General features: G+C 36.8%; 11 protein-coding genes. 7 read left to right on the top strand and 4 right to left on the bottom strand.

The window, feature by feature from the left end; genetic code table 11:
- The first annotated feature begins 21 nt into the window (after positions 1-21).
- A complete protein-coding gene (gene trpB, locus H4J57_RS15020; RefSeq protein WP_182215716.1) occupies positions 22-1269 on the top strand; it encodes a tryptophan synthase subunit beta in 1248 nt (415 codons plus the stop codon).
- Positions 1266-2120, top strand: coding sequence for a tryptophan synthase subunit alpha (gene trpA / locus H4J57_RS15015; RefSeq protein ID WP_409049410.1), 855 nt, complete (start codon positions 1266-1268; stop codon positions 2118-2120). The genes trpB and trpA overlap by 4 nt, the downstream gene beginning before the upstream one ends.
- 369 nt (positions 2121-2489) lie before the next feature.
- Here the strand turns inward: trpA and glnS are convergent, their stop codons facing one another.
- The 3 genes from glnS to H4J57_RS15000 all read right to left on the bottom strand — a co-directional run bounded on the left by glnS (position 2490) and on the right by H4J57_RS15000 (position 7255).
- Positions 2490-4160, bottom strand: coding sequence for a glutamine--tRNA ligase (gene glnS / locus H4J57_RS15010; protein WP_182215714.1), 1671 nt, complete (start codon positions 4158-4160; stop codon positions 2490-2492).
- 291 nt (positions 4161-4451) lie between these two features.
- Positions 4452-6302, bottom strand: a complete 1851-nt coding sequence (locus H4J57_RS15005; protein ID WP_182243483.1) for a DUF885 family protein — start codon at positions 6300-6302, stop codon at positions 4452-4454.
- A gap of 296 nt (positions 6303-6598) precedes the next feature.
- A complete protein-coding gene (locus tag H4J57_RS15000; protein WP_182215710.1) occupies positions 6599-7255 on the bottom strand; it encodes a DUF1456 family protein in 657 nt (218 codons plus the stop codon).
- A 177-nt stretch (positions 7256-7432) separates the two neighbouring features.
- On the opposite strand from H4J57_RS15000, the gene mfd reads away from it, so the two are divergent.
- From mfd to H4J57_RS14985, 3 genes are all read left to right on the top strand, one after another.
- Positions 7433-10972, top strand: coding sequence for a transcription-repair coupling factor (gene mfd / locus H4J57_RS14995; protein WP_182243482.1), 3540 nt, complete (start codon positions 7433-7435; stop codon positions 10970-10972).
- A gap of 73 nt (positions 10973-11045) precedes the next feature.
- A complete protein-coding gene (locus H4J57_RS14990) occupies positions 11046-12569 on the top strand; it encodes a CsiV family protein (RefSeq protein ID WP_182221556.1) in 1524 nt (507 codons plus the stop codon).
- Between the two features lie 14 nt (positions 12570-12583).
- Positions 12584-12871, top strand: a complete 288-nt coding sequence (locus H4J57_RS14985) for a DUF1244 domain-containing protein (RefSeq protein WP_182243481.1) — start codon at positions 12584-12586, stop codon at positions 12869-12871.
- A gap of 14 nt (positions 12872-12885) precedes the next feature.
- On the opposite strand, the gene H4J57_RS14980 is transcribed toward H4J57_RS14985, so the two are convergent.
- Positions 12886-13221, bottom strand: a complete 336-nt coding sequence (locus H4J57_RS14980) for a hypothetical protein (protein ID WP_182243480.1) — start codon at positions 13219-13221, stop codon at positions 12886-12888.
- A 180-nt stretch (positions 13222-13401) separates the two neighbouring features.
- Between H4J57_RS14980 and H4J57_RS14975 the strand changes: the two genes are divergently transcribed.
- Positions 13402-14151, top strand: coding sequence for a DUF2189 domain-containing protein (locus H4J57_RS14975; RefSeq protein ID WP_182215702.1), 750 nt, complete (start codon positions 13402-13404; stop codon positions 14149-14151).
- 523 nt (positions 14152-14674) lie between these two features.
- Complete coding sequence (locus H4J57_RS14970) at positions 14675-18376, top strand: response regulator (RefSeq protein ID WP_182243479.1); 3702 nt, start codon at positions 14675-14677, stop codon at positions 18374-18376.
- The last annotated feature ends 78 nt before the right edge of the window (positions 18377-18454 follow it).

Raw genomic sequence — 18454 nt, 5'->3', positions numbered from 1 at the left:
AAAGCATTAGGAATAAAGAAAATGACAGATCAAACAATTAAACAAGAGACGACCCAAGTAAAAGCAACTTTACCAGCCTATTTTGGCGAATTTGGTGGCATGTTTGTTGGTGAATTATTAGTCCCTGCCCTTGAGCAGTTAGAGCAAGCATTTATTGACTCACAACAAGACGAGAGCTTTTTAACTGAGTTTAATGACCTACTAACAAATTACGCGGGACGTCCGACCCCCCTGACCTTAACCCGTAATTTATGTAAAAATCCATTAGCTAAAATATACTTAAAGCGCGAAGACTTATTACACGGTGGCGCGCATAAAACCAATCAAGTCCTTGGCCAAGCATTACTCGCTAAACGTATGGGTAAAACAGAAATTATTGCCGAAACAGGTGCTGGGCAACACGGCGTAGCTACAGCTATCGCTTGTTCACTATTAGGTTTGAAATGTCGAGTTTACATGGGCGCATTAGACTGTGAACGTCAACAACCCAATGTATTTCGCATGAAATTAATGGGAGCAGAAGTTATCCCTGTTACTGCAGGCTCCGGCACCTTAAAAGATGCCGTTAATGAAGCTTTGCGTGACTGGTCTGCAAACTATGAAAACGCTCATTACTTGTTAGGCACAGCCGCAGGTCCTCACCCGTTTCCAACTATCGTTCGTGAATTTCAAAAAATGATTGGCGAAGAAGCTAAACAGCAAATCCTTAAACAAGAAGGTCGCTTACCAGATTATGTCATTGCTTGTGTGGGTGGTGGTTCAAACGCCATTGGTATATTCCATGATTTTATTAAAGAGAGCAGTGTAAAATTAATTGGTGTGGAAGCGGGTGGCAAAGGTGTTAATACCAACCAACATGGTGCAACCTTAGTTGCCGGTACAAAAGGTATGTTACACGGTAACTACACTTATATTATGCAAGATAAATCAGGACAAATAGAGGAGTCGTACTCGGTTTCAGCCGGTCTAGACTACCCAGCTGTTGGTCCGCAACATGCCTTTTTAAAAGATACGGGTCGAGCTCAATATGTGCCTATTAATGACGACGAAGCGTTATCAGCTTTTAAACTGTTAGCAATGAATGAAGGTATTATTCCAGCACTTGAACCATCACATGCCCTTGCTCATACGATTAAAATGGCGGAAGCGGTTACTGAGGAAACAGTATTTCTTGTTAATTTATCAGGGCGCGGTGACAAAGATTTAGCGCATGTGCAAACAGTGTTACAAGCTGAAAATGAAGCAAAAATTCAAGGAGAAGCAAAATGAGCTTAGACACAACGTCAAACAAGCAGATGACTACACGTTATCAGCAAACTTTTGCTGAATTAGCAAAAAAGAATCAAGGCGCTTTTATTCCGTTTGTGACCGTAGGCGATCCAAGTATTGAGCAGTCATTTGAAATAATCAAAGCTTTAATCGATGCTGGCGCAGATGCATTAGAATTAGGTATTCCATTTTCAGACCCAAGTGCTGATGGTATTACTATTCAAATGGCGGCATTGCGTGCACTCAACGCTGGGGTAGACACTGATGTTTGCTTAACTATTTTAGCAAAAGTTCGTGCTTACGCGCCTGAAATCCCAATCGGTTTACTACTTTATGGAAATTTAGTTTTTGCTCGTGGTATTGATGATTTTTATAAAGATATGGCTGCTGCTGGTGTTGATTCAGTGTTAATTGCTGACTTACCTTTGCGTGAAAGTGCCCCGTTCCGTTCTGCTGCACTAAAGTATGGTGTTGCGCCAATATTTATTGCTCCGCCTAACGGCAGCGAAGAAACATTAAAGCAGGTTGCAAAATATAGCTACGGCTATACCTACGTATTAAGTCGTGCGGGTGTAACGGGTGTGGATACGCCTAAAAGTGCATCGGTAGAAGCCACTAATCCTGCTATTCACTTAATTGAAAAGCTAAAGGCAAATAATGCCTCACCTGGCGTGATAGGGTTTGGTATTTCTAACCCAGAACAAGTTAAAGCAGCACTTGCAACGGGTGCCGCTGGCGCAATAAGTGGTTCTGCCGTGGTTAAAATCATTGAAAATAATCTTGATGATAACCAAGCAATGTTGGCGGCATTAACACGTTTTGTTCAAGAAATGAAAGCAGCAACGCGTTAATAAAAAACGCCTGTTTATTACCTATAAAATTAAATAAAGCCAGCTGAATTAACATAAGCTGGCTTTATTTTTATCACTATGTTTTGTTAACTTGCTAATAAAATCTTATTAACTATCACGTTTAAATAATAAATATAACGCTATTGCATTATTTATCACTAGCGGACGTTTAACTTCGTTAGTTTTTCAAAAATAGCTCGTCTGTTATCTAAACTTTAAAATCACACACCTAAATATATTAAGAATTACGATACCATTCAAAACAAGCTATATGATGAAAAAATTAAAGTATAAATTTAGATAAAAAAAAACCTTTATATACCGGTGAGATTCCAGTAAATAAAGGTTTTAAACGTAATAGTAGGGTAATTAGTTACCCATTTTAGCCCAAGTATCGCGCAAACCTACCGTACGGTTAAATACTAACTTATCACCTTGTGAGTCTTTATTATCACGACAAAAATAACCTTGGCGTTCAAATTGAAAGGCTTGTTCAGGTTTAGCATTGACCAATGATGGTTCTACTTTAGCGTGACTAATGGTAATTAACGAATCTTCATTCATCACACTCTGAAAATTTTCTGCAGCAGCAGGATTTGGTACATTAAATAAACGGTCGTATAAACGAATTTCTGCATCAATAGATTGCTGAGCAGCAACCCAATGAATTACACCTTTTGGTTTAGTACCATCTTCAGGATTTTTACCTAAGGTATCGGCATTATAATTACAATAAACGGTCGTAACATTGCCTTCGCTGTCTTTGTCACAACGTGTGGCGGTAACAACGTAAGCACCACGTAAACGCACGGCTTTATCAAGCACTAAACGTTTATATTTTTTATTAGCTTCTTCACGAAAGTCTTCCGCTTCAATATAAAGTTCTGCGGCGAAAGGAACAATGCGAGTCCCTTGTTCATCATCACTTGGATGATTTTTTACTGTTAATTCTTCTACTTGATCTGCTGGATAGTTTTCTATTACCAATTTAATCGGGTCAAGTACCGCCATAGCACGAGGTGCATTGTCATTGAGGTCTTCACGAATACAAGCTTCTAAAACTCCAATTTCAACGGTATTGTCCATTTTAGTAACGCCAATACGTTTAGCAAACTCACGTAATGAGCTCGGAGTGTAACCGCGACGACGAAAAGCAGCAATCGTTGGCATACGCGGATCGTCCCAACCATTTACAAGCTTTTCATCAACTAACGTATGAAGTTTACGTTTACTCATCACCGTATATTCAAGGTTTAAACGTGAAAATTCATATTGATGTGGTACAACATCAATCGATACATTTTCAAGTACCCAGTCATATAAACGACGGTTATCTTGAAATTCTAATGTACAAAGTGAATGGGTAATACCTTCAATAGCATCAGATAAACAATGGGTAAAATCGTACATCGGGTAAATGCACCATTTGTCGGCTGTTTGATGATGATGAGCAAAACGAACGCGATAAAGAATCGGGTCACGCAAACACATAAAGCTTGATGTCATATCAATTTTAGCGCGAAGAACACATTCGCCTTCTTTACATTTACCGTCTTTCATTTTGGCAAAAAGTGCTAAGTTATCTTCAACACTCGTATCACGATACGGGCTATTTTTCCCTGGCGCTTTGAGCGAACCACGATGTTCGCGTGCTTCATCCGCATTTAAGAAACAAACGTATGCCAAGCCTTTTTCAATTAATTCAACAGCAAAACCATGCAATTGATCAAAGTAATCAGAGGAGTAATGAACCTTACCCGCCCAATCAAACCCTAACCATTTTACGTCTTCTTGAATTGAGTTAACGTAATCAATGTCTTCTTTTTCAGGGTTGGTATCATCGAAACGTAAATTACATAAGCCTAGGTAATCTTGAGCAATGCCAAAATTTAAACAAATTGCTTTCGCATGGCCAATATGTAAAAAACCATTGGGCTCAGGTGGGAAACGAGTTTGTACACTCGAATGTTTACCACTTTCAAGATCCGCATCGATAATTTGACGAATAAAATTTGTTGGGCGTTTTTCAGCTTCCGACATCCACAAAACCTCTAAAAAGAATTTAAACTACGTTATTTTTCGGCATTATAACAACTGTTAATCAAAGGGAATAGCGCTTATCTCGGCAAATTATAAATTTTACGCATTAAGGGCAAAAGTTGCTTAAGAATTAAATAAATATCGGCTTATTCCTAGAAAAATCAATTAACGTCTGATTATCATCAATAGATATTTACCTAATCCCCATAAAAAAGAGAAGTACCGAACGGCACTTCTCTTTTGTAAAGATTTTTTACTGCAATAAGACTTTAGCTTAAGCTTTTTTATTCGCTATTTTTTATTCGCTATATAGGTATCAACTAATTGAGCTAAAACATTTAAGGGTACTGGACCATTACGAAGTACCACATCATGAAACTCACGAATATCAAATTTCTCAGCAAGTTCGACTTTAGCGTGTTCACGTAGCTCAATAATTTTTAACATGCCAATTTTATATGCGGTTGCTTGTGACGGCATAACAACATGGCGCTCTACCATTTTTACAGCGTCAGACTTAGCATTTGGCGTATTTGCGACATAATATTCAATACCTTGAGCTCTCGTCCATTTTTGCGTATGAATACCCGTATCAACCACTAAACGACAAGCTCTCCATAACTCCATAGCTAAACGACCAAAATCAGAATAAGGGTCTTGGTATAAACCAATTTCCTTCGGGATCATTTCTGAGTACAAACCCCAACCTTCGGTGTGTGCGGTATAACCACCAAATTTACGAAATTTTGGAATATTTGTTAGCTCTTGTTTTATCGCTATTTGCATATGATGACCAGGGATCCCTTCGTGATACGCAAGCGCTGCCATTTGATAAGTTGGCATCGCTTGCATATCGTAAAGGTTGGCATAATAAACACCTGGACGAGAGCCATCAGGTGCAGGCTGTTGATAAAAAGCTTTACCTGAAGATTGTTCTCTAAAAGCTTCAACCGCTTTAACCTTTAGCTTAGCTTTAGGTTTGGTTAAAAATAAACTGTCTAAACGTCCTTCCATATCATCAATTAAAGCAACAGCTTCATCTAAGTAACGTTGTTTACCCGCGTCATCAGCAGCGTAATAAAATTGTTTGTCATTTCGCATGAATTCAAAAAACTCACCAAGTTCGCCTTCAAAGCCAACCTTTTCCATAATTACGCGCATTTCACCGTGAATTCGAGCCACCTCACTTAAGCCAGTTTGGTGAATTTGGTTAGCGGTTAAATCTGTTGTGGTGGTGCGTTGTAATGCATTATTAAAGAATGCTTCACCTTCTGGAAATTTCCATGCGCCATCTCTATTGTCTGCTTTTTTTTCTAGCGTTTCTAAATAACTGACTAATTGTTGATATCCAGGCTTTATGCTGGTTATTAATGCGGTATTAACCTCTGCTAAGAGCGTGCTTTTTTCAGCGGCATTGATCTCAAGTTTATTCACCTTTTTAGTGAAGTCAGCTAAAATCGTACTGTCTTTTCCTTCTTCAAATGGAGCACCTGCAAGAATATTTTGAGAGTCACGAATAACGTGAGGAAAAACAAACTTAGGGGCGATAATACCTAAGTCTTCACGCAATTTTAGTTGTGTCGTTAATTGTTCTAAAAGTACTTTAGCACCCTGCACTCGAGCAATATAATCTTGTGCTTCTTTGACATTGCTAATGGAATGCTGATTAATTAAAAATGCAGGTAAACTCGAGTGTAAGCCACGCATTTGATTTACAGGATAGTTATGAAAACGCCACTTATGGTCAGCAATTGTATTTTCTAATTTTTGTACCAATAAGTGATAGCTGATCATTGTCTGCTCATCGAGTTTTTGACTATCGATGGCTTTAACACGTTGGAGGTTTTCATGAGTAATCGCTAATTCTTTTAGCGTGTTTTCTTCTGAAATATCATCCCATTTATCATAATCTGTTTTTATGCCTAAATAAGTTTGCATCATCGGGCTTCGTGCAACACCTTCATCAAAAATAGCATCAAATATTTGGTTAGCTTTTTCTGATTCAGACAGTGCTTTAATCGCACTTTTTTTCTCAGCTTCCTTTGAGCTTGTTTGTGGTGTATCAATACCTTTTTGTTCTGTGCAAGCGGCAAGTAATGAGCTAGAAATAGCCACTACCAGTAATGTACTTTTGAAAGTCATAAGTATCTCTTTTTATAGGAATATATAGTTACATTGCAATAACTGTAAATGTTCTGAATTTAAAATGCTTTTATCTAGTCTTGATCAAAAATGATAGTGTTGGCAATAGCTGTTCGACAAATCGCATTGTAATTACGATAAAAGGAACTTTACCTTTTCTATTTTTATAAGACATAAAAAAGAGCTTATACCGAGGTAAAAGCTCTTTTCAATTAGAGTAGAATTTATACTTTTATGATTAACAAAGAAAAATTTATTCTCAAGAATTACTGAATATAAATAACCACGCCTAAAACCTAATTTTTATAAATATCTGAAGGCTTAAGTTTTAACACTGTTCTTTTAGGTTTATCATCGTTATCTGTTGCTTTAGTGGCATTGGGGTTTATGTATATTTTGCTCACTTTAGGCTTAGCTGTTTGATAGTCTTTTTTTGGTAACTCAGGTTTTTTTACCGTTTCAACTTCACGCTTTGGGGTGAATTTTTCAGGACGATTAACATGATATTTGGTATCAATGGCTTGAATAAAGTTTCTCAAAAACTGATCTTTACACTCGCGGTAATGTTTGTGATCGGGCTTACGAAAAAATGCACTTAATTCAGGTTTAGTCATACGTATACCTGAGGTAGACATCATATCGAGAACATCTTCTGCGCGCAGCGCTAATGCTATTTTTAATTTGTTGAGCACAAGATTGTTATTCATTCGTTTTTCAGCTGGCGGTGTTTCACCATCACGGGCGCCACGTTTGTCAATAATTAAACCGTTCAAAAAAGTTGCTAGCTGAACATCGGTGCAGTTAACAACTTGTGGATCATCTTCTTTTTTCAACCAATAACTGATTTGTTCACGACTTACCGTTAACTTTGCTAAATTAAATAGGTCGATCATCTTTTGATCATTAAAATTAAAGGTATATCTTAAACGACGTAAAACATCATTATTGGTCACGAAACTCTCCAAAAAACACAGCAGGCTCTACCCAATGTAAAGCTGGGCCTTATTATATCACTATAGTTTTTTAAACAAAAAAGTATTTACTCGTTCTTAAAATTTAACCATAACTCATGTTAAGATAATGCGCTGTTTTAGACGCCTTATTAACAATCATTATTTGATAGAGAAATCATGAGTAAAACTGCTAGCTTATTTGAACCTGTATTAACTAAACGTCGTGGCAAACATGCTGATAAAAAGCATTGGACTAATTTACTAGGTAGTAGTGACACGCTAGCTATATACCATGGCGCCCTCAATGCCGACGCTCCGATGTTGTTATTAACCAATGACACCCAGTCAGCATTGCGTTTCGAGCAAGAATTAAAAAGTTTAAATAAAAAGCGGCAACTGCCTATTTGCTTATTTCCTGATTGGGAAACATTGCCCTATGATACCTTTTCACCGCATCAAGATATTATTTCCCAGCGACTAGCAACGCTTTACCAATTATCAAATATGAAAAGTGGCATTATTATTGTGCCGGTTTCAACATTATTACAACGCCTTGCGCCAACGCAGTATTTGCGTACGAATAGTTTGATCGTAAAAGTAGGTGATAAAAAAGACTTACATCAAATGCGACAAAATCTTGAAGCCAGTGGTTATCGCTGCGTAGAACAAGTAATGGAGCATGGTGAATTCTCGGCACGTGGTGCAATTCTCGACATATTCCCTATGGGCTGTAAAACTCCGTTTCGCTTAGATTTTTTTGATGATGAAATTGATGACATTCGCTTGTTCGATCCTGAAAACCAGCGTTCAAGTGATAAAATAGATGAAATAAATTTATTACCCGCACACGAATTTCCGACCGACGAAGCAGCAATAAATTTATTTCGTCGTCAATACCGAGAAGAATTTCCTAACACCATTCATAAAGAGTCAATATATCATCAGGTCAGTGATGGTATTTTGCCGGCAGGTATTGAATATTACCTCCCCTTGTTCTTTGAAGAAACGAGCACTTTGTGTGACTATTTAGGCGAAAACACACGGATAATGCTCAGTGGCGATATTGATAAAGCTATTGAACAGTACTGGCTTGATATTGATTACCGATTTGAAGAACGTCGTTATGATCTGACTCGGCCATTATTACCCCCCAAGAAACTCTTTTTAAATAGTGAAGAGTTTTATCGTGCCTTAAAACCTTTTGACCGAATTTCAATAGAAAAAGTGCCGGTAATAAACGCGTTACAAGAAACTGACAGTGACGACATTGAAAAGTCAAAAGCCGGTCATATCCGTTTTGATGTCACTCCCTTACCTGATGTTACGGTTAATCATCAACTGAAACAGCCTTTTGAATTAATCAATAATTTTATTCGCGACAAAGAAACCCCAGATAAGATTTTATTTGTTGCCGAAAGCCAAGGCCGTCGAGAAAGCGTTTTAGAGTTATTAGAGCGTAACCATATCAAGCCACAATATTTTGACGATATTGAAAGCTTTGTCGCAAGCCCGGACAAACTTGGCATCACAGTGAATACCCTCAACAGTGGTTTTATCTTTCAAAGTAAAGGCACCGCTAAGAAAAATGCGATAGCCCTAATCACCGAAGATGAACTTTTAGGAGAGCGGATAAAACAAAGTCGCCGCCGTACCAAACAACAAACTATTCAAGCGGATGCTATTTTTAAAAACTTAGCCGAGCTTTCAATGGGACAACCTGTTGTCCATTTTGAGCATGGTATTGGTCGCTACATGGGCTTACAAACCATTGAAAACAGTTGCATAACCACTGAGTTTCTAGTTTTAATTTACGCAGGTGAATCAAAGCTTTATGTACCGGTTGGCTCATTGCATTTAATTAGCCGTTATTCGGGCGCCGACGCAGAAAGTGCACCGTTACATAAATTAGGTAACGATACTTGGAGTAAAGCAAAACAAAAGGCCGCTGAAAAAGTGCGTGACGTGGCGGCTGAACTACTCGATATATACGCCAGCAGAGCCAGTAATAAAGGTTATCAATTCAAACGTGACAAAGCTGAGTATCAAGCTTTTTCAGACAGTTTCCCGTTTGAAGAAACCTTTGATCAAGAGCAAGCCATTAAAGCAGTAGTGTCTGATATGCTCAGCGATAAGGCCATGGACAGACTCGTTTGTGGAGATGTCGGTTTTGGTAAAACTGAAGTTGCGATGCGTGCCGCTTTTGTTGCCGTTAACGACGGCAAGCAAGTGGCTATCTTAGTGCCAACAACCTTGCTTGCCCAACAACATTATGAAAACTTTCGCGACCGTTTTGCTAATTTACCGGTTGCTATAGAAGTATTATCACGTTTTAAAACAGCCAAAGAGCAAAACGTTGTTATTGCCGATGTTGAATCAGGCCAAATAGACATTCTGATCGGCACCCATAAGTTATTGCAAAATAGTATTAAATATAAAGACCTAGGTTTATTAGTGGTCGATGAAGAACATAGATTTGGTGTAAAGCAAAAAGAAAAAATCAAACAATTACGCAGCAATGTTGATATTTTAACATTGACCGCAACCCCTATTCCACGGACCTTGAATATGGCGATGGGCGGCATGCGCGACTTATCGATTATTGCCACACCGCCGGCAAAACGCTTAGCGGTAAAAACCTTTGTTCGCGAACGTGACGACGCCCTTATTCGTGAATCTATTTTACGTGAAATCCTTCGTGGTGGTCAGGTTTACTTTTTACATAACAACGTTGATACTATCGATAAAACCGCTGCAGATATTCAAAAACTGCTGCCAGAAGCAAAAGTAACCACCGCCCATGGGCAAATGCGCGAACGTGAACTTGAACGCATTATGGGCGACTTTTATCACCAACGTTACAATGTATTAGTTTGTACAACGATTATCGAAACAGGTATCGATGTGCCAACAGCTAATACCATTATTATGGACAGAGCCGACCATTTAGGTCTAGCGCAACTCCATCAATTACGAGGCCGAGTGGGTCGTTCACATCATCAAGCTTATGCTTATTTATTAACACCACATGTTAAACGTATTACTAAAGATGCGAAGAAACGTCTTGAAGCTATTGCGTCTCTTGAAGATTTAGGCGCTGGTTTTACCTTGGCCACACACGATCTCGAAATTCGTGGCGCAGGTGAATTATTAGGTGAGGGACAAAGTGGTTCGATGAGCCAAATCGGCTTTACCCTTTATATGGAAATGCTCGATCAAGCTGTTTCAGCGTTGAAGCAAGGCAAACAGCTTTCGCTTGAAAATATGACCGCTAAGCAAACTGAAATTGAATTGCGGGTACCGGCGTTACTACCAGACGATTATATTTTTGATGTCAGCTTACGGTTAAGTATTTATAAACGTATCGCCAGTTGCGGCAATAAAAATGAACTTGACGAAATTCAAGTAGAATTAATTGACCGTTTTGGCTTATTACCGCAGGCTGCTAAAAATCTAGTCCATATTGCGAAGTTACGTTTAAAGGCCCAAAAAATAGGGGTTTCTCGTATTGAAGCAGGTCCAGCAGGTGGCTCTATTGAGTTTAGCGATGAGACAAAAGTTGATCCTATGCTTATTATTGGTCTTATTCAGCAACAGCCAAAAGTTTATAAATTAGTTGGCGCTAATAAACTCCAATTTAAAATTGCCACTGAAGACAGTAAATCACGCTTTATTTTAGTGACATCTATGTTAAATGATTTAGTAAAAACAAAAAAATAACCGTAAGATAACAGAGTAGACTCAATGCCTTAGTTTACAATAACAAGGCAGGTTATAACTCTTTGGATGATTAATGAATTTAAAACATTTAGCGCTGCTCTGTGCAGCCTTAATATTTTCACAACAAACCAGTGCCGCTGATAAAGATAATGACGACCGCTGGTTTGAAGTGGAAGTGATCCTGTTTAGTCAACTGGGCGATAAAGCGCAATTAAAAGAGAAGTTTCCAAATAATACGCTTTTACCCCAATACCGAAATATTATTGACTTGTTAGGCCCCTACCTTAACCCTGATATCACCAGCTTAAAACAGCAATTACCCCGTTGTGATAATCCTACTTATGCTCAATCACTCCTTGAGCAAGCTATAACGGCCATAAAAGAACAGCCTTACTATGTTGCTAAAAGCTTAGCTGAATTACAAACGCTTTCAGCCCAAACGATAGACGAGTCGTTAACCGATCCATCAATATCAAAATTTAGCGATGGCACACATAGACAAGTGACTTTAGACAATATCGATGATAGCCCAGCGCCGATAAATAATTCATTAAAAGCGGATGACAACAGCAGCCTAGCTATGCCATTACCAAAACAAGTGATGAGTGAAAAAGAATTAACGCAACGCTTAATGTTACTTGAGCAAGCAGCGGCTGAATTTTCAACTTTTCCCTTAACTTATGCCAACGAAACTGCCTCATTTACCGACGGTATTTGTACTATTTCTGTAGAGGAATTTCAGCACTTTAATCAATCAACCGATGCTTATGCTTATCAAAGTTATAACGCTTTTAATCTTGAGCAAGTACCGCCTACTATTAATAATATTGAAAATATCTATAGTGATGAAGACTACTTACTTAATAAAGAATCATTACAACTTGACGATATTGTTAAAGAAATAGCCCGCAGTCGAAATTTCAAACCATTACTGCATTTTGGCTGGCGTCAAAAGACAAAAACTAAACAATTAGCTGTGCCACTGAAAGTTATTGCCGGTGAAAATTTTGCTGAACAATACCAAAAAGAATTGCAACAATTTCAACAGCAACGCAAACAAGCACAAAGGCAAGAAGAGGCCCTGCATAGCGTATTATACAAAGATACTTCGGCCCAAATAGAAGGGTCAGATGAAACAGTAAAAGAAAAAATAATGGCAGAACGTTTACAAGAGCTGCTGATAAAGCTACCCAATTTACCTACTGAGACAAAAAGTTTACTCGCTGAAATAGAGCAAGATATAAACGACACAGCGGTAATATTGAATACTAACACAATGCAGGCAGCCCCAATAAAGCCTCCTCAAAATTGGACAGTAGAGGGTTTTATCAAGGTAGAAGTTGACTTTTATTTACATATTACCGCTGATCTTAATGTAATGAATATGTCGTTAGCCGAACAAGCAACGCAAAAGTTATTACCTGGTGATAAACAAAAGCCATCGGCAATTTTAAAAACGATAAACTTTAAACAAGACAGACGAGTCAGAAGCACAGAAATACACTATTTTGATCATCCTTATATAGGTATGATTATTCGTATTCTGCCTTATGACAAACCCACTAAGGAAGTTGAACAGTCAACTCCACTTAACTAAATAAAGAGATTAATATGGACAAAGAAATAGAAATACAAGCTGCTGTTTTTCGTCGATTACTGGCTCACTTAGACAGTAGAAAAGATGTACAAAATATTGAGTTAATGAATTTAGCGAGTTTTTGTCGTAATTGTTTTTCTAAATGGACCGTTGCTGAGGCTGAGAAGTTAGGTGTTGAAGTAGATATCGAGACCGCTCGTCATCAAATTTATGGTATGCCCTATAGCGAATGGAAAGAAAAACATCAATTGCCAGCAACAGCAGAGCAAATGGAAAAATTTAATCAGTTACAAAAGAAGTAAACAATTTAGCGCAATTAAATTTTCACTGATATTGCATATTGAGTCGTTCGGCGATCATTTCTGTCGCGTGACTCTAACCAACGTCCGCGTTTATTTTTTAAATGACGTCGATCAGCAGATGAGCGGCGTTCAGGTCCTGTCCAAAGCACTTTTTTTATTCCCACTCCATTTTTAACATCATCTGCTATATCGGGCAGACTTGCTGCTGAGTTCATTTGACGATTATATTTATTAGCTTGGCGCTTATCTTTTTTTGATTGAGCGATTTTTACTTGATTGGCCGCAGGCAATAAATCTATCAGTACATCCACTTTACTTGTCCGTTCATCAGTAATTGTCTTGTTGTACATTTAATCGGCAACTAAGAATAAAAGTTTAATCTTTTATATAAATAGTACTGCTAGGCTAACTGACGATTATTTTCAGCCATGGTTTTGATACAAATCAAATAGATGTTCTTCAGCAAGCCATTTAAAAATATGCTCAGGTAAAATGCTGTTATCGTTATAAATAAGTAAAGACTCAGTATTATGGATAAAGCCACGCCATCAATAAAAAAATGGTTAGCATTTGGTTGGTCAAGTTTCATCAAAACTAAAACCATCAGTATAGTATTTAGCAGCTTTTTTTGCATTATCGCCGGTCTACTCTATTGGTTATTATTACGCATTGGTGCCGATTTAGTTATCTTTCCTTTTATCGCCGGTTTTTTCATTGTTGCTCCTATTCTTATTATTGGTTTTCAGCAAGTTGCAGGTCTATTAGAAAAAAATAAAATACCTACATTTAAAGACTTAATTGCGATTAAGGGACAAAAAAATAAAGGCATTTGGTTTTTAATCTTTATTCTATCCTTGTGTTATTTTATTTGGATAACCGATGCTTTAGTGATTTACGGACTGTATTTTGGCATAGAGCCCTTACCTTTAGACCACACTTTCATTACTGATCCAGCGTTAAGAGAATCATTACTTTGGTTTTTACTTTACAGCGGTTTAATCGGCTGGGTAACTGCAGTGATTGGCTTTTTACTCGGTGTGTTTTCTATACCCTTGATTATTCACCAACAGTTAAATTTTGTTGATGCGGTAAGTATCAGTGTTAAAACCGTATTTAAACATAAAAAATTAATGTTTAAATGGGCGCTAACCTTAGTCATGATAACGTCTTTAACTTTAGTGGTAGCACTACCGCTATTAATTATTGTCTTTCCTGTGTTGGGTTATGCAAGTTATGCGGTTTATGCTGACTTGTTAATCAACAAGGATAATAGCCCGTAATATTGTCAACACTCGAAAACAATACCTTGATAATTCAAGTAAAGCTATTTACCTCAGCATTCGCTAAATAGCGCCACTTGCCCACTTCAATACTCAATTAATTTTACCTGTTAATTGACGAACTAAACCAACCCCTTTATTAGCAACACCGGCAAATATTTGTTTAAGCTAATGGTGTTTACCTTCGGTGATAGTCGTTAATACTTATTTTTCATTTCCCCTTTATAGCTCGACATCTAAGTTAGTTGCTCATGTTTTTCAAGAGGCTTCAAGGTAAAGTGGTTAATTGGCTAAGCTGACTTGTCTGACCATATGGCCTTACGTAAATTGTTTGTCTTATAGTGAATAAGTAAAATAACGATGCTGCAGTTAATTGTTGATGCTAGGCTATATGACACCCCATTATAATTGTTTAATATAAAATAAAATTCATAAAAATTAAATATTTTAAGTGTTTATTATGAAAGACTTAAAATTGTGTCTATACTTCTCAGGACATTAACTAACGGCGCGGTAATATCACTTGAGTCTCCTATCAAAGAATAAGAATCAAACTCATATTTTAATTATTCTCATTCTTATCTTCGTTGCCATTGGCTTTACCCAATTTTTAATTATGCAGTTCTTGCCTTGGATACAAACCTTATTTCCATTTTTACCTGAAGCGTTATTGAACGCTATATTACTGAGCCTATCGATTACACCGATTATTTATTTATTAATTAGAAAGCATATTATCGATGTATCATCTGACGAATCAAACATTCGTAAAAAGCTTATAATTTCTGCCGGCTTACCTCTTATTATTGCTATTACATTAATGCTAAATATTGTTCACAATAAACAACAAGATATTTCAATTTTACACAATACTGAAAGCATAATAGCGTTGGATAGTAATATTGCTAAGCTCATTGATGCCCTCAACAAAGAATTAGAACTCAGTGCGCTTTTTTTAATTAGTCTTGATGAAAAATCAGCAAAAATTTCGTCAAATACTCGATCACTAGATGACTTGAAAGTACTCCGTATCGCTGTTGATACATTGCTGTTGTCAATAAAGAAAAGCATGACATCTGAAGACATTATTGTTGGCGAATTTAATCAACAATATGTTGCTGAGCTAAAGTCAGCGTTAATAACTCTTAGAGAAGGGATTGATGCTAACAATATATCTTGGCAGCAAATCATTGATTTTCATATTGATTGGAAAAATGATTTTTTATCAAAATTACAATCATTTTCAGATCAAATAAGAAATAAAAATATTGCAAAGATGCACAGTAATTTCCTTATTTTATTGAAGTTGAAATCTTTAAACCTGCTCAATAGTACTATTTTAACAGTGACCCTTGAAAATGAAGAAACAAATGATAATACCATTGACATACGTCCACTTAAGCTAAGTATCCGCCAACAAAATAGTCAAGAAAGACTGTATAATAATATATTTATCTCTTCACTATTTAAAGACAACGAAAGCCATGTAATTCAATTACTTGATAATAAAACAATAAGTGAAGCTAATCGACTTCAAAATGTTTTGCTCGAACGGAATACTGAGGAGCTTGTCGCTCAACTAAAAACTTCTATAGGCTATAATGGACTGATACATCAATTTAAAAATTATCTACTGCGTGATGATGAAAAATATCGAATCGCTTTTTTAACGCTTCATAGTGATGTAGAACAACTTATCAGTAAGTTACGAACGCTTAAACAATATAATCGTAAAGCCTTGTATCAGCTTGACAGTTTTTCAGCTGTATTGAATCAATATAAACAAACGTTGTCAGATATTTCTCAATATAGACAGCAAGGAAAATCGGCATCAGAGATTGACCAATTGGTTATTATTAATGATGACCCCGCCAATGAAGCATTAGAGTATTTGCAAAACCATTTATGGGAGAATGATCCTTTATACACCTTAGGGGTGCTTAAAAATAAAAACCTAATATTACAAAGTATTGAAAATCATCTCTCTGCACAAATACAAAAAACGCTCACCCATTTGTTGGTAGAAAAACGAAATGATTCTTACATATCCGCAGTAACTGCACTTTTACTCAGCCTTTTCGTTATTGCACTTTTACTGGTTATTAGCCGAAATATTAATGACTCATATCAAGAAAGAATTGCTGCACTTAATAAAGCGGAAGAAGGCGCGAAATTAAAGTCAGAGTTTTTAGCAAATATGAGCCATGAAATACGCACCCCCATGAACGGTGTATTAGGCATGTTAGGTTTATTACTTAATAGTAAACTTGATGATGAACAAAAACACCGAGTTAATATCGCAAAATCTAGTGCTGACTCCTTATTAACTTTAATTAATGACATTCTAGATTTTTCAAAAGTTGATGCGGGTAAACTCGAACTTGAATACTTAGATTTTAATTTAAGAAACTTATTAGGTGACTTTGCTGAAGCTATGGCCTTACCTGCTCAAGATAAAGGTTTAGAAATAATCCTAGATCTTACGGGTATAAAAGAATCGATGATCAAATCAGATCCGGGCAGAATTAGACAAATACTGACGAATCTTGTCGGCAATGCAATAAAGTTCACAAATCATGGAGAGATAGTTATTACCGTAAAACTCATCACTAAAAAGAGTAATTATGGTGATGAATTAATATTACATTGTCAGATATCTGATACAGGAATCGGCATTCCGGCAGATAAAAAAGAAGGGCTTTTTTCAGCATTTAGTCAAGTAGACTCATCGACGACACGTAAATATGGGGGCACAGGGCTTGGGTTAACAATAACGAAAAAACTCTGTAATTTAATGCACGGCGATATTAATGTAGTTGATAAAATGGGTGAAGGTAGTTGTTTTGAATTTAGCTTATTAGTTGAGAAAAGTAAAAATTCGACCCTAGTTATACCCGAAATAAATATTTCGGCATTGCACATTTTAATTGTTGATGACAATAAAACCAATCGCGATGTCCTTCGCTCGCAGTTACAGCTGTGGGGGGCAAATATTGAAGAAGCTGATAGCGGTGATGCAGCATTGGCTCTATGTAAAAAGCGATATGAAGATACCGGCACACACTTTTTTGATATTGCCATACTTGATATGCAAATGCCTAATATGTCAGGAGAAACCTTAGCGAAAAAATTAAAAAACCAACAAGAATTTAAAGCAATGAAACTCGTTATGATGACCTCTATGGGTGAAAGAGGTGACGCAAAACATTTTGCAGATATTGGTTTTAGTGCTTATTTCCCTAAGCCAACAACAACATCAAATCTATTTAAAGCTTTATCTGTAGTTGCTCATGGCGGAGAAATACTAAAGCAAGCGTCACCATTAGTTACTCATGATTATGTTAATGCAATGAAAATAGTAACAACAGAGGATAAAAAACCATTATTCGTTTCATCTGCCAAAAATATAAGAATATTAATTGTTGAAGACAATCGCATAAACCAAATGGTCGCTTTGGGTGTTTTAGAAGAATTAGGATTAACAGCTGACGCAGTAGCAAACGGCTTAGAAGCACTGATAAGCTTAAAAGAGTCATTAAAAAGCCACCCTTACTGTTTGGTCATAATGGATTGCCAAATGCCAGAAATGGATGGCTATGAAGCAACACGACTTATTCGCAAAGGAGATGCAGGCCAAAAGAATAAAGTTATTCCTATCATTGCGATGACAGCAAATGCAATGCAAGGAGATAAAGAGAAATGTTTAATAGCAGGCATGGATGACTACTTAACAAAACCTATAGAAATAAATAAAGTTAAAGCTAAATTAAAGTTATGGCTTGGAGTAACAGCTGATAAAGAAGAGCGTTTCGATACTGATACCTTAAATTCAGACCACCTCACCTTAAGTAGTCAATCAATTGAAAAATCTAAAAGTGAGCATGATAGCCCTTGGCACAAAGCTCATTTATTAAAACGGCTGGGTGGAAACCCTAAAAAAATGACATTATTGGTAAAATGTTACCTAGATGATAGCGAAGAAAAAACACGCGAACTGCAAGAGTCAATAAAGGCAGAAAATTGGCAAAAGATAAATTATAACCTGCATTCAATTAAAGGTGCAGCAGGTAACTTAGGTGGAGCTCAAGTACAAAACTTAGTCACTAAGATAGAAATACTATCAAAAGAAAAGAATATAACGGCATTGAATGAGAGCATAAGTGAATTATATACCGCATTGGAGACGTTTAATTCATTACTTGCTGACCACTTAAAAGCGCATTAAATTTTCATCACTTAACTTGGTGAGAAGCACCATGAAAACTTTATCAGCTTGAATATTAATCAGAACAATTGATTACTG

Origin of the sequence: Colwellia sp. BRX8-7 (genome assembly GCF_014077275.1) — a bacterium.
Lineage (GTDB): Bacteria > Pseudomonadota > Gammaproteobacteria > Enterobacterales > Alteromonadaceae > Colwellia_A.
This window is presented reverse-complemented; position numbering and strand designations above follow the sequence as displayed.

Coding starts and splice junctions, on each gene's coding strand:
- trpB (WP_182215716.1), top strand. CDS start 22: ATGACAGATCAAACAATTAAACAAGAGACGACCCAAGTAAAAGCAACT.
- trpA (WP_409049410.1), top strand. CDS start 1,266: ATGAGCTTAGACACAACGTCAAACAAGCAGATGACTACACGTTATCAG.
- glnS (WP_182215714.1), bottom strand. CDS start 4,160: ATGTCGGAAGCTGAAAAACGCCCAACAAATTTTATTCGTCAAATTATC.
- H4J57_RS15005 (WP_182243483.1), bottom strand. CDS start 6,302: ATGACTTTCAAAAGTACATTACTGGTAGTGGCTATTTCTAGCTCATTA.
- mfd (WP_182243482.1), top strand. CDS start 7,433: ATGAGTAAAACTGCTAGCTTATTTGAACCTGTATTAACTAAACGTCGT.
- H4J57_RS14990 (WP_182221556.1), top strand. CDS start 11,046: ATGAATTTAAAACATTTAGCGCTGCTCTGTGCAGCCTTAATATTTTCA.
- H4J57_RS14985 (WP_182243481.1), top strand. CDS start 12,584: ATGGACAAAGAAATAGAAATACAAGCTGCTGTTTTTCGTCGATTACTG.
- H4J57_RS14980 (WP_182243480.1), bottom strand. CDS start 13,221: ATGTACAACAAGACAATTACTGATGAACGGACAAGTAAAGTGGATGTA.
- H4J57_RS14975 (WP_182215702.1), top strand. CDS start 13,402: ATGGATAAAGCCACGCCATCAATAAAAAAATGGTTAGCATTTGGTTGG.